The 12,640-nt window shown below is 72.7% G+C and carries 10 protein-coding genes; 3 read left to right on the forward strand and 7 right to left on the reverse strand.

Annotated elements, in window-relative coordinates:
• Positions 1-90 precede the first annotated feature (90 nt).
• Together ELQ39_RS07175 and ELQ39_RS07180 are read right to left on the reverse strand one after the other, a co-directional pair.
• Entirely contained in the window at positions 91-402 is a 312-nt protein-coding gene (locus tag ELQ39_RS07175; RefSeq protein WP_242591416.1) for an STAS domain-containing protein, read from the reverse strand.
• A complete protein-coding gene (locus ELQ39_RS07180) occupies positions 402-4,550 on the reverse strand; it encodes a SpoIIE family protein phosphatase (RefSeq protein ID WP_242591417.1) in 4,149 nt (1,382 codons plus the stop codon). Before ELQ39_RS07180 ends, ELQ39_RS07175 begins: the two co-directional genes overlap by 1 nt.
• A gap of 458 nt (positions 4,551-5,008) precedes the next feature.
• On the opposite strand from ELQ39_RS07180, the gene ELQ39_RS07185 reads away from it, so the two are divergent.
• Entirely contained in the window at positions 5,009-5,455 is a 447-nt protein-coding gene (locus ELQ39_RS07185) for an STAS domain-containing protein (RefSeq protein ID WP_242591418.1), read from the forward strand.
• Positions 5,456-5,694: 239 nt separating this feature from the next.
• On the opposite strand, the gene ELQ39_RS07190 is transcribed toward ELQ39_RS07185, so the two are convergent.
• The 5 genes from ELQ39_RS07190 to ELQ39_RS07210 all read right to left on the reverse strand — a co-directional run bounded on the left by ELQ39_RS07190 (position 5,695) and on the right by ELQ39_RS07210 (position 10,094).
• The gene (locus ELQ39_RS07190) at positions 5,695-6,645 is read right to left on the reverse strand and encodes an anti-sigma factor RsbA family regulatory protein (protein ID WP_242591419.1); all 951 of its coding nucleotides are present in this window, start codon (positions 6,643-6,645) and stop codon (positions 5,695-5,697) included.
• On the reverse strand, positions 6,642-7,508 hold the full coding sequence (locus ELQ39_RS07195; protein ID WP_242591420.1) for an MEDS domain-containing protein: 867 nt from the start codon (positions 7,506-7,508) through the stop codon (positions 6,642-6,644). The genes ELQ39_RS07190 and ELQ39_RS07195 overlap by 4 nt, the downstream gene beginning before the upstream one ends.
• Positions 7,509-7,739: 231 nt before the next feature.
• The gene (locus ELQ39_RS07200) at positions 7,740-8,369 is read right to left on the reverse strand and encodes a TetR/AcrR family transcriptional regulator (protein ID WP_242591421.1); all 630 of its coding nucleotides are present in this window, start codon (positions 8,367-8,369) and stop codon (positions 7,740-7,742) included.
• Between the two features lie 140 nt (positions 8,370-8,509).
• Positions 8,510-9,901, reverse strand: a complete 1,392-nt coding sequence (locus tag ELQ39_RS07205; RefSeq protein WP_242591422.1) for an amidase — start codon at positions 9,899-9,901, stop codon at positions 8,510-8,512.
• Positions 9,888-10,094, reverse strand: a complete 207-nt coding sequence (locus tag ELQ39_RS07210; RefSeq protein WP_190001098.1) for a hypothetical protein — start codon at positions 10,092-10,094, stop codon at positions 9,888-9,890. Before ELQ39_RS07210 ends, ELQ39_RS07205 begins: the two co-directional genes overlap by 14 nt.
• A gap of 149 nt (positions 10,095-10,243) precedes the next feature.
• Between ELQ39_RS07210 and ELQ39_RS07215 the strand changes: the two genes are divergently transcribed.
• The gene (locus ELQ39_RS07215; protein ID WP_242591423.1) at positions 10,244-11,602 is read left to right on the forward strand and encodes an MFS transporter; all 1,359 of its coding nucleotides are present in this window, start codon (positions 10,244-10,246) and stop codon (positions 11,600-11,602) included.
• 11 nt (positions 11,603-11,613) lie between these two features.
• Positions 11,614-12,549 (forward strand): MBL fold metallo-hydrolase, encoded by a 936-nt coding sequence (locus ELQ39_RS07220; RefSeq protein WP_242591424.1) that lies wholly within the window; start codon positions 11,614-11,616, stop codon positions 12,547-12,549.
• Positions 12,550-12,640 lie beyond the last annotated feature (91 nt).

The raw sequence follows: 12,640 nt of genomic DNA on the forward strand, positions 1-12,640 counted from the left end.
GTCGGGCCCCGGCGCCCGTGGGGCAGGCGTCGCCGCCGCACGGGCGTCCGGAGTGAACGGGCACAGTGCCACTTCCCCGGTCCGGGTCGGTCAACCCTGAGGCCCGTTTCCGGCACCGGAGCGGTGGACGGTGGCCAGTGCGGCGAGGCCCGAGACGGTGAGGACGGGCTCGAGCAGCGGGGGCACGACGAGAGTCAGCCGGTCGGCGTGGGCGAACAGCACGCTCAGGCCCGCGCTGTCGAGATACTCCACCTCCGTGAGGTCCACGACGAGAGGGCCACGACTGCTGTCCAGGGCCTCGGCCAGACGACCGGCGTTGCTCATGTCGATCTCGCCGCCGACGGCGAGACGGGCTGCGCCGTCGGGACCCCGTCCGGGCGCGAGCGTGAGCGGGGTTGTCATCAGGCGATCCTCATCTGCATGTCGACGGTGGTGCCGGACGGGCCGGGTGAGACGGTGACCTGCTCCATCATCGCCCGCATCAGGGACATGCCCCGGCCGCGGTGCGTGTTCGCGGCGGGCTGCGGGTCCTTCCACCGGCCGCTGTCGGCCACCGTCAACCGCAAGGTGTCCACCAGCGCGACGGCGCGCAGCCGTACGTCGTCCCCCGGGGTGTGCCGGTGACCGTGCTCGATGGCGTTCGCGCACGCCTCGCCGGCGGCGACGAGGACGTTCTGGACCGCGTTCGGCGGCAGCTCGCACTGGGCGAGCCAGCTCCGCAACGCCCTGCGCACGGGGGCGAGCTGGGAGGACTCGGCCGGGAAGGTGATGTCCAGCGGCCCGGGGTGACGGTACAGCAGCAGCGCCACGTCGTCGTCGTACCCGTCGGCCGGCGCGAGCCTCGCCATCACCGCGCCGGCGAGGTCCTCGACCGGCATGTCGCGGCCTTCCTGCACGGCGTCGCCCGCCCGCTCGATGCCCGTGCTGAGCGGCAGCCGCCGGCGTTCGACGAGACCGTCGGTGTACAGCAGCAGCGTGGCCCGGGCGGGCAGGGAGCACGTGGCCTCCGGGCGTGTGCGGCCCGGCCGCACGGCCAGGGGCAGGGCCCGTCCCTCCTCCAGCAGCCGTAGGGTGCCGTCGCGGTGCACGAGGATGCCCGGCGGGTGCCCGGCGCTGGAGTAGGTGAGTTCCCCGGTGGCGGGGTCGAGCACCCCGCAGAACACGGTCGTGCACAGCGCGCCCGCCACGCCGGCCGCGAACTGGTCGAGCGCCGCCAGCGTACGGCCGGGGCTGGGGTCCTGGAGCAGCAGCGCGCGGCAGGCGCTGCGCAGCTGTCCCATGACGCTGGCCGCCTCCAGGCCGCGTCCGACGCAGTCGCCCACCACGATGCCGATCCGCCCGTCCGGCAGGGTGACGGTGTCGTACCAGTCGCCGCCCACCTCCAGCGGGCGCGAGGCGGGTTCGTACCGCACGGCGAAGCCGTCGGGGAGCCGGGCGGGGCCGAGGATGGCGCGTTGGAGGGCGATCGCGGCCTCCCGCTGCTGGTCGATCTGGTGCGCCCGCACCAGACCTTGGGCGAGGTGCCCGGACAGCAGGGACAGCAGCAGCTGGTCCTCGGAGGTGAACGGCCGGTTGCCGCCCAGGTCGACCCAGAGCGTCAGCGGGCCCTGCGGGTGTTCCAGCAGGACGCCCGCGCCGCTGTCCTCCGTGACCACGGTGAGCGGGGGGCGGCCGCGCAGCGCTTCGAGCCGTTCCCGGCGTCCCTCCGGCAGGTCCTCCCAGCGCAGGCCGGGGTCGGTCGCGGTGAGCGCCGGGGTGTCGTCGCCGTCGAAGACGGCGGCCAGCACGGCGTCCGCGTGCCACAGGGACCGCAGCTGGTCCAGGGCGCCGGACAGGGCCTCGGGCATGCTGGAGGCGCGGGACAGCGAGGTGCTGAGCGCCGCGAGCGCCGTCTCGCGCTGGACGGCGTAGTGCTCGGCGGTGACGTCCCGGAAGGTGCCGACGGTGACCCGGCGTCCGGTGTCCGGGTCCTCGGCCTTGTTGTAGGTCACGGTGATCCACCGGCGGCGGCCGTCGCGGCGGGTGACCGGCACGGTGTACGAGCCCCGCGGGTTCACCAGCAGGCCGGCGAAGGCGTCGCCGACCTGCTCGTGCGCGCCCGGGTCGGTGGCCGCGTCCGGCCACCACGGGTGGACAGGGGCGTACGGCAGGTCCTCGGGGCCGTAGCCGAGGATGTCGGTGAAGGCCGCGTTGATCTCCACGACGGCGCCGGACTCGTCGCAGACGAAGAACGCCTCCTGGAGCGAGTCGACGAGCGCGGTCCGCCAGCGCAGGTGGTGGCCGCGCAGCCGGGCCAGTTCGACGTTGGCGCGGACCCGGGCGAGCAGTTCGGCGGCGGCGAAGGGCTTCACCAGGTAGTCGTCGGCGCCGGCCCGCAGTCCCTCGATCGACGCCTCCTGCCCGGCCCTGGCCGACAGCAGCAGCACCGGCACGGAGGCCGTACGGGAGTCGCCGCGCAGCCGGGTCACCAGCTCCAGCCCGTCCAGCCGGGGCATCATCACGTCGCTGACGACGAGGTCGGGAGTGCGGCGGCGGGCGGCGTCGAGGGCCTCGACGCCGTCGGTGACGGCGGTGACCTCGTACCCCCCGGCGGTCAGGAGGCGGGTGAGGTACTCGCGCATGTCGGCGTTGTCGTCGGCGACCAGCACGCGTGCGCTGCGGGTGGGACCGGCGTCCGACCCGAGCGGGGCGGCCGTCGCCTCCTCCGGGCCGTCGTCTCCCGCCGCGCTCACCGGAAGCCAGCGGAGGGCTTCGTGGACGTACGGGTCGGCGGTGGCCGAGGCCCTGGTGCCGGCCGGCTCCGGCACCACGGAGTCCTCGGGCAGGTGCGCGGTGCCGAACGGCACGCGGACGGTGAAGACGGTGCCCTTGCCCTCGGCGCTCTCGGCGTCGATCGTGCCGCCGTGCAGACCGACGAGCTCCCGCACCAGGGCCAGCCCGATGCCGCTGCCCTCGTTCGACCGGGAGCGGGCGTTCTCGATGCGGTGGAAGCGCTCGAACAGGCGGGGCATCTCCGCCTCCGGCACGCCGGTCCCGGTGTCGGCCACGGTGACCACGGCGTGCCGGCCGGAGCGGCGCACGGCCACCCGGACCGTTCCCTCGAAGGTGAACTTCAGCGCGTTGCTGAGCAGGTTGAGGATCACCTTCTCCCACATGGTGCGGTCCACGTGCACCGGTTCGTCGAGGGCGGGACAGTCCACCTCGAAGGTGAGCCCGGCCCGCTCGACGGCCGAGCGGAAGACGCTGGCGAGCTCCGCCGTCACCGTGCCCAGTTCGACCGGCTCGTAGCGGGCCTGCATCCGGCCGGCCTCGATACGGGAGAAGTCGAGCAGCGTGTTGACGAGTTTGCCCAGCCGCAGCCCGTTGCGGTGGATGGCGTCGAGTTCCGTCCGTACGTCCTCGTCCGCGTCGGCGAGCCGGGTCCGCAGCTCCTCGACCGGGCCCATGATCAGCGTGAGCGGAGTGCGCAGCTCGTGGCTGATGTTGGAGAAGAAGGTCGTCTTGGCCCGGTCCAGCTCGGCCAGTTCCTCCGCGCGCCGCTGCTGCGCCTCGTAGCTGCGGGCGCTGCCGATGCCGGAGGCGATGTGTCCGGCCGCCAGCTCGACGAACCCCCGGTAGCGGTCGTCCAGGTCGCGGTAGCGGTTCAGGCCGGCCACGAGGAAGCCGTACGGCGCGCTCCCCTGCTGGAGAAGGGGAACCACGAGCGCCTCCACGGGCGGCTCGGGCCAGCCGCCGCCGGACAGGCCGTCGAAGGGCGCGCCGGTCAGCGGGACCAGCCGGGCCTCCCCCTCGGCCAGCGCGGCGACGGGCCAGACGCTCCCGTCGCCGCCCACGGGAAGAACGCGGGGCGCGACGGGCGAACCGGGGGTGACGCCGGTCGCGCCGACGAGCCGGGCGGCGTCCCCGTCGAACAGGTAGGTCAGGGTGAAGGGCAGGTCACGCGGGTTGCGGGACAGCTGCCGGTCGGCGAAGGCCAGCACCTCCTGCTCGGTACGGATGACACTGGGGTCGGAGCCCAGGTCCCGCAGGGTGGCCATGCGCCGCTCGCCGATCACCCGCTCGGTCTCCTCGCTGACCACGCACAGCATGCCGACGACGTCGTCGGCGTCGTCCCGCAGCGGGCTGTAGGAGAAGGTGTGGTAGGTCTCCTCGGTGTAGCCGGACCGCTCCAGGAAGAGGAGCAGCCCCTCGTCCCAGGTGGCCCGGCCGGTGCCCAGCACGGCCTCGATGCGCGGGCCGATGTCCCCCCAGATCTCCGCCCACACCTCGCTCGCGGGCCGTCCCAGCGCCCAGGGGTACTTACGGCCGAGGGTGTCGCGCCGGTAGGCGGCGTTGCAGAAGAACGTCAGCTCCTCGCCCCACGCCATCCACATCGGGAACCGGGAGGAGAGCAGGATGCTGACGGCCGTCTGCAGACTCTGCGGCCACTCCTCCGGCGGGCCGAGCGGCGTGGCCGCCCAGTCCACCCGGGCGAGGTCCGCGCCGACCTCCGGGTCGGAGGTGAACACCTGCGCGTCGACGCCGTCTCCCGGCTGGCCTGATCGCTCCACCCGACACCCTTCCCCTCATGCCGGACCGCTCCGGCGGTCACGCGCGTGCCCTGTCGTGCGGTGCGTCCGCGGCACGTCCAGCGGACGCCGGCACCGGTTCACGACGAACGCAGCGTGCCCCCGAAACGGCGGGCGACACCCTCGCGCCGGGCCGTGTCGGGAGGCTCACATCGAGGAGCGCGGCTCAGGCCTTCCCGACACCGTGACCCCGGGGCCCTGGGGACCGCCCGGGCCTCCCGAGCGGTCCAGGCACGCCTGACGTCGCGCCGCCGACCGCCGCGCGGCTGCCGGGGCCGCGATCCCCCGTGCCGGTGGGCCCGGCTGACGGCGGCATTGGTTGGGGCCGGCGACGTCGTGGCTCTGCCGGCCCTGTCCGTCCCCCACCCCCACACCACACCCGACGGCAGTGTCGCTGCCACCGCCCGCACCGCCGCCGCGCCAGAACACTTCGGCCAGGAGTGACGACCGACGTGATCGACACGCTGCAGCTGACCGTCCGGCACCCCCGTCCCGGCCTCGCGATCGCCATGGTCGCCGGAGACATGGACACGCGCACCGCGGACACCCTGCGCCGCGAGGCCTCGGAGATCATCCGGCCCGGGTGTCCGCACCTGGTTCTGGACCTGTCACAGGTCCGCTTCTGCGACTCCGCCGGCCTGAGCGCGCTCATCGGCCTCTGGCACGCCGCCCAGGCGGCGGGCGGTGCGCTCAGACTCGCCGACGTCCCCGACCGCCTGATGCGGATGCTCGTCCTCACCGGTGTCGACGCGGTCCTGCCGGTCCACGCCACCGCCGCCGAAGCGGTCACCGCCATGACCGACAGCCCGTCCACCAGCACCGGCGAGCACGACTCGATCACCGACGCCTCCACCGGGGGCGGGACCGGTGAACCGGGCCCGAGCTGATCCTTCCCCCGGGCGCCGCCGCTGGAGCGTGCTGTTTGCGCATCACCTCGGTCTCCCGAGCCGACAGACGCAAGCTGTCGAGATCACGTGCGAGGTCCACGACGGCCGGCGGGATCGCGAGTCATGGTGCCGCCTCGTCCCGGGCATCCGCTGCCCGCCGGGCCTCTCCGGCATGGGGGCGCACTAGGGCCAGGGCGGCGGTGTCGGCCGGGACGGATGCGTCCCGGCCGGCGTACCGATCAGTCCAGCGCCACATGCATACGCACGATCAGGCCCGACGGCGGGGTGCGCATCTCGACCAGGTCGCACAGCTGGTGCATCATCCAGACGCCACGGCCGCCGGCCGGGGACAGCGGATCGGGACGGCGTCGGCCGACGAGCGCGTCAGAGAGCCTCCCGCGGTCCCTCACTTCGGCGATCAGGGTGTCGGCTGTGCGCCACAGCCGCAGGATGCCCTGTCCTCCCCCGTGCCGCACCGAGTTGCCGGTGGCCTCGTTGACGGCCAGCAGCCAGTCGGTGTGCCGGCCTGGGGACAGTCCGGCCGTCCGGGCCCACTGCCCTGCGGTGTCACGGACATCGGCGAGGTCCTGCTCCGTGAAGTGCAGGACGAGGGGATCCGTCGGCTCCTCCAAGGGCGTGTCGCAGTCGCGGCACACGGTCAGCGGGTCCTCGTAGCGCGGGCTGTGCCGGTAGCCGTTCAGGTCTCCGACCACGGGGTGCGTGCGGTACGCCTCCGCCAGCACCCGCTCCGGCAGGGCGGTGTCGTAGGGGCACAGGATCGTGACGGGCCGTCCGTTGAACGCCAGGTTGATCAGTGCCTCGTGGCGGGTCGCTTCCCATGCCTCCGCTTCGGTGCGCCCTGGCCAGATCGGTTCGCCCACGATGGACGGGTGCCGGTCGCGGTGCCGGTCGGCGAACTCCTGGAGCATCGACAGGATGCGCCCGGGGTTGCGTCCGGCCTGCCGCATGTCGACGAAGGTGACGTCTTCGTCTTCGGCGCCGACGGCCTCCCGGAGCAGTTGCAGTCGTGGACCGGGAACAGCGACCAGAACTGGGCGTCCGCCGGCCGCCTCCGCCCGGACGAACTCGCCCACACCCTGCAGGTAGTCCTTCTCCGTGGTGTAGAAGAGGGCAGGGTGGCCGAAGAACGGATCGATCCGGCCCGCCGACGTCGGTGTGTACGTCGTCACCGTCCGACCTCCTGCAGGCCGGGCGCGAGCTCGGGGAAGAGCTCCAGCAGGCGGCGGAGCGCGGGCGGCGCACCGACGAACCGCAGCGGTGCGCCGGACGGACGCCGCCGCGCCGCGTCAGCGATGTGGGCCAGTGCGGCGACGTCGAGGTGGTCGAGGGAGGACAGGTCCAGGGTGATGTCCTGCGCCGGAGAGGCCGCGACAGCGGCTGACGCCGAGGCGGCCACGCGGCGGCTCTCGTAGCCGGCCGATCCGGACAGACGGAAGCCGGGCCCGCCGGCCAGGGGCACGACCGAGAGTCCGGGCCGGGCGTGGGAGCGGGGCGCGGCGCCCGCCCGCGTCAGGTGGGCGCCCGTCAGCACGTCGAGGGCGTCGGGTGCCAGCAGGCGGCGGTCGTAGAAGCACCAGGCCGTCAGCGGCAGCTGCTCGAAGACCTCGTGGTGGATGCGCAGCTCGTATTCCAGCAGGCGTTCCGCGCCGGTCATGTGCCGGGCGCCCCAGGACATCTCACCGATCACGCGCAGGTTGGGGTACCCCTGGCCGAGGGCGGCCTGGACTGCGCGGCCCCACAGAACGATCATGGCGTCCGGGTCGAAGCGGGCCCCGCTCAGGTAGGTCTCGTCGGCCGTGGTCACCACGAGCTGTCCGCGCCGGACCGCGGTGTCGGCGTCGATGCCGCGGTCGGCGAGCGTGCGCATCACGAGGCGGGGGTCGGTGGCGTCCGCGAAGTACTGCACCTGCTCGCCCTTGTCGAAGCCCGCGCGAACGAAGGGCACGAGGTGAGCGGCCCATTCGTCGTCGGTGGAGTACTCCACCGCGACATGACGGTCCGCCGCGGCCTCCCCGTCGTGCGATCCGCACACGGCCTGCATCAGATTGCCCCCCTTCCCGCGTGATCCCTTCACCCACCATGGGTGCCTCTCACCGTAATCCAGCGGCGGACCGGCGAACAGCCGATCCGGATGCCGGTCGTGCCGGCTGCCGCGGCGGGCTCGACGGGGCGGCCCGGCTGCGGCCGGGGCGTGGGTTACGCGACGTCGGATGTGACCGGCGTCACCCCCGACCGGCCTCCGTTGTGTCGATTCCAGGGTTGGTCAGCTGTCGGGTTTCTTCTTCGAGCGCCGAGGGGCGGCAGCCTGGGCGGGGCGAGCGCCGGCCTCGGTCTGCTGGGCGGACACGGCGTTCGTCACGAGCTCGCGCGCGTATGCGGCGTCCAGCCGGCCGGGGCGGAAGAGGATGCGGTACATGATCGGCGCCACGACACGGTCGATCAGCAGTTCCGTCTCGGGCACCGGCTCCCCCCGCTGCACCGCACGGGCCAACATGACGTCGATCTGCTCTGCGGCATACGCGGAACACTGACCGGCATTGGTTCCGTCGGGGTCGCCGAGCAGGGCGTCCCGGATGTAGGCGCGCCCGGGCGGCGAGGCCATCTCGTCGATGAACTGCTCCGCCCACGCGTCGAGATCGGCCCGCAGGCTTCCGCAATCGGCCGGATCCGTTTCCGGGCGCAGTCGTTCGACGGCCACGTCGGACAGGAGTTCCTGCAGGTCGCCCCACCGACGGTAGATCGTGGAGGGGGTCACGCCCGCCCGAGTGGCCACCATCGGGACGGTGAGCGCGTCGCGGCCCACCTCCCCCACGAGTTCACGTACCGCCGCATGGACGGACTCCTGTACGCGTGCGCTGCGCCCGCCGGGGCGGACCATGGGCTTGGGACTCATGCGATCCACCTTAAAGCGATTTTGTTGCTTCTAGGCGGTGGCCGGCGTCGGCGGCCCGCGGGACCGCGTGTCCGGGCGGCCGAGCACGGCGGCCCTCTGCGGCGACGCGACCGCATGCCGGCTGGAACGTCCGCCTTCCCTCAGGCGGCGCGGGGAGCGAGCCGCCCCGCGCCGGCCACCGACTCCTCGTAGACCCGGCCCACACGGAGCACCGTCGCGTCGTGGAAGGGACGCGCCATCAGCTGCATACCGATCGGCAGTCCGGCGCGGTCGTGACCGACCGGCAGGGTGAGGGCCGGGACGCCGGTGATGTTGGCTGGGGCACAGAGGCGGACGTAGCTGTCCGACACGGCCTCGGTCGTGCCATCGGCCCACTCGACGGCTTCCCGCCCCGCCTCGACGGCGGTCATCGGCACCGTCGGCGCGGCGAGGACGTCGATTCCCTCGAACATGCGAGCCCAGGCGTCTCGCATCATGGTGCGGGCCCGCTGGGCGCGGAGGTAGTCGCCCGCAGAGGTGAGTTCGCCGGCCTCCAGCAGGATGCGAACGTCCGCCGCGTACAGGTCGGGGGTGGCCCGCAGCGACCGCTCGTGGTAGGCAGTGGCCTCGGGAACCATCAGCCCCCACTGGACGGCCTGGACGTAACGCGCCATCGGGACCTCGACGTCGACGAGCTCCGCCCCCAGCTCCGCCAGCCGCGCGATCGCGCCGCGTACGGACTCCTCGACCTCGGGCGCGACCCGGTCGAAGTAGTGGTTCCGCGGTACGCCGACCTTCAGTCCTCGCAGGTCGCCTCCCGGGAAGCGGTCCAGCATCGGGCCGGACACGCTCGCCGGGTCGCGCGGGTCGTGGTCGGCGATCGCCGACAGCACCAGCGCGACGTCCTGGACGGTGCGGGCGAGAGGGCCCACGTGGTCCAGGGACCAGGACAGCGAGGTCACGCCTGTGCGTGGGACCAGGCCGTAGGTCGGCTTGAGGCCCACCACGCCGTTCAGGGCCGCGGGGACCCGGATGGAACCGCCCGTGTCCGTGCCCATGGCGAACGTCGCCCCTCCGGCGGCGACAGCCACCGCCGAGCCGCCGCTCGAACCCCCCGCGACCCGGCTGTGGTCCCAGGCGTTGTTCGTCTGCGGGGTGGTCAGGCCGTAGGCGAACTCGTGCGTGTGCGTCTTGCCCAGGAGGACGGCCCCGGCGGCGCCGAGCCGTTCGGCCACCCGGCTGTCGCGTTCCGCCACGTGCCCTGCCCGGACGTGCGAGCTCGCCGTGGTGGGCATCCCCTCTGCGTCGATCAGATCCTTGAGCGCCATGGGGATCCCGTGCAGCGGCCCGCGCGGTCCGCTTCCGGAGATCTCCCGTTCGGCGCGGACCGCTGCGGCCAGGGCCGCGTCGGCGGTGACGGTGACGTAGGCGCCCAGCCGTCCTTCGACGGCGGCAATACGGGCGAGCACCGATTCGGTGAGTTCGACGGGGGACAGCTCCCGTGCGCGCACCGCACGGGAGGCTTCGGTCAGCGACAGCTCAAACGGTCGCATCGGCGTCCCCCTGTCCGGCTCGGTAGGAGGACGCGGGAGGGGTCTCGCCGAAGTCGAGCTCGCGCAACGTGCTGATCACGGAGTGGATGTGGTTGGCCGTCATGGCCACTCCTTCGTGTCGGCCGTCCTCGAGGGGGAGCCCCGCCCGCAGCGCCCCTCGGGCTGCCTCTTGGGGTGTGAGTTCGCTGGTCATGGCTTCCTTCCGGATCTGTGCGGCGCGACAGGCCGGGGCTGGTACAGGACCTCCGGCCACCGTAAAAGCAAATCGTTTGCTTTAGTCGATCGTAAGGACTTACGGTGGCTTAAAGCAAACCAATCGCTTTTAGCACTGGAAGGACCCTCATGCAGAGCGTCCCTGCGGGCCTCGCGCCTCCCCGCACCTCCCCATCCGGACGCCTGCCGTTCGCATTGCACGTCTCGATCCTGGTCGCGCTGCTCGCCGCATCCAGCGCGCCGACCCCGCTGTACCCCCACTACCAGGCTCAGTGGCAGTTGTCGTCCCTCGACATCACCCTGGTCTTCAGCGCCTACGCCCTGGCGCTCCTGATCGCACTGCTGACGACGGGAACGCTTTCCGACCATGTCGGACGCCGTCCCGTGCTCCTGGGGGCGCTCGCGGTCCAGGTCGCCTCCATGGCACTGTTCGCGACGGCCGGCGGCCTGACCACCCTGATCGGCGCCCGCGTGCTGCAGGGCATCGCGACTGGCGCGGCGACCAGCGCGGCAGGTGCGGCTCTCCTCGACCTGGAAGACCCCGCCCGGCCGGGCCGCCCCGCTCTCGCCAACAGCATCGCGCCCATGACGGGCATGGCGGCCGGCGTCCTGGCAGCCACCCTCATGGCGCGCTTCGCCCCCGTTCCGACGATCACGGTCCACGCGGCCCTGATCGCCGTGTTCGCCGCGCAGGCCATCGCCCTTGCCTCGATACCCGAGACCGTCCGCCGCCGTCCCGGAGCACTGCGCTCGACGCGGCCTCACGTGGAGCTGCCGTCGGCGGCAGCCCACGCTTTCCTGCTCAACGGCGCCGGCGTCGTCGCCGTCTGGGCACTCGGCGGCTTCTATTCATCCCTGGGACCGGCCTTCACACGGCTCATCTCCCCCGGCGGACCCGAATACGTCGGCGGCATGGTCTTCTTCACGCTGACGGCCGTCGCCGCCCCGACGGTGTACTTCACGCGCAGGATGCGTGCCGACGTCTCCGCTCTTCTCGGGAGCTGCGCGGTGATTCCCGCGGCCGTCCTCACCCTGGGTGCCCTCCATCTCGCCGGCCCCGTACTTCTCTTCGCCGGGGCGGCACTGGCCGGGTTCGGCTTCGGAGCCGTCTCCCAGGGTGCACTGCGCGCGGTCGTCGACTCGGTCCCGGCCCGGGTGAAGGGCGGCACGCTCGCCTCCTATTACGTACTCAGCTACCTGGCCATGAGTCTGCCCGCCATCGGCGCCGGCGCCCTCACCGCCGGTTTCGGGCTGCGTGCGGCAGTCCTGGCCTGTGCCGGCTGCGTGGCCGTACTGGCGGCCGTCTCAGTCGCGACGCTGACCGCGTCGCTGCGCAGTCGACGCCGGGCACCGTCCCCGGACACCCACTGTGCGGTGTGCGCGGCCTGCCGGCCACCCGCCTCCCGCCCGGCAACGAGCACCTGCACATCCGCCTCACCCGACACACCCGCTCCAGACATCTCCGTCCTCGCGACCCGTAACAGGTAAGGAAAAGCGTCGTGTTCACCTCATCGCCAACGACCGAGTCCCTCACTCCCCCCGCCTCTTCCTGGACGGTGGGGGACCACACCGTACGACGCATCGACGAAGTGGTCCTGCCCGCCCGGACCGGTCCGTGGCTGCTGCCCGGGGCAACCACCGACCTCGTGAGCCGGACCCCCTGGCTGAGCCCCGAATTCGTCGACGAGCAAGGCGTCCTGCGCCTGGCGAGTCACAGCTTCGCCGTCGAGGTGGACGGCATGCGGGTGCTGGTGGACACCGGCATCGGAAACGGGAAGCGACGCGCCAACCCCGCCTGGCACAACCTGAACAGCGACTACGAAGCACGGCTACGGGCGGCGGGCTTCACGCCGGAGAGCGTCGACCTCGTGATCCTGACCCACCTCCACGCCGACCACGTGGGGTGGAACACGCGTGCCGAGGGCGACGCCTGGGTGCCCACCTTCCCGAACGCGCGCTATCTCACCTCACGCACCGAGTGGGACTACTGGGCGGGTGTCGACATGGAGGAGGCGCGTCGGCAGATGTTCCGGGACTCGGTCCATCCCGTCCGGGAAGCAGGTCTGTTCGACCTCATCGATGTCGCCGACGAGGGCACGGACGTCGCGCCGGGCATCCGTCTGCTGCCCACCCCCGGCCACACACCGGGGCAGGTAGCGGTGGAACTGAGCAGCCGTGGCGAGACCGCGTTGGTCACCGGTGACAGCATCCATCACCCGGTCCAGATGGCACATCCGGAGCTGTGCAGTTGTGTAGATGTCGCTCCCGAACTCGCGGCCAGGACCCGGAACCAGGTGCTCGGCTCACTGGCCGGTACGTCAACTCTCCTGCTCGGGAGCCACTTCCCGCCGCCGACCGCCGGACACGTGCTACGCGAGGACGGCGGGTTCCGACTGGTCCCGGCTCCCTCAGGGGTAACGCTCGGCGGCGGCTGAAGCGGACCGGAGCACCCGGGGCGTGCCGCGCACCGAGTCGCACCAAGTCCGTGCGGGGACGTCCCGGGCGTCCGCGACCGGACGGCCCGCG

It is taken from the genome of Streptomyces sp. GB4-14, assembly GCF_022696125.1.
GTDB classification, from domain to species: domain Bacteria; phylum Actinomycetota; class Actinomycetes; order Streptomycetales; family Streptomycetaceae; genus Streptomyces; species Streptomyces werraensis.

Coding starts and splice junctions, on each gene's coding strand:
- ELQ39_RS07175 (WP_242591416.1), bottom strand. CDS start 402: ATGACAACCCCGCTCACGCTCGCGCCCGGACGGGGTCCCGACGGCGCA.
- ELQ39_RS07200 (WP_242591421.1), bottom strand. CDS start 8,369: ATGAGTCCCAAGCCCATGGTCCGCCCCGGCGGGCGCAGCGCACGCGTA.
- ELQ39_RS07205 (WP_242591422.1), bottom strand. CDS start 9,901: ATGCGACCGTTTGAGCTGTCGCTGACCGAAGCCTCCCGTGCGGTGCGC.
- ELQ39_RS07210 (WP_190001098.1), bottom strand. CDS start 10,094: ATGACCAGCGAACTCACACCCCAAGAGGCAGCCCGAGGGGCGCTGCGG.
- ELQ39_RS07215 (WP_242591423.1), top strand. CDS start 10,244: ATGCAGAGCGTCCCTGCGGGCCTCGCGCCTCCCCGCACCTCCCCATCC.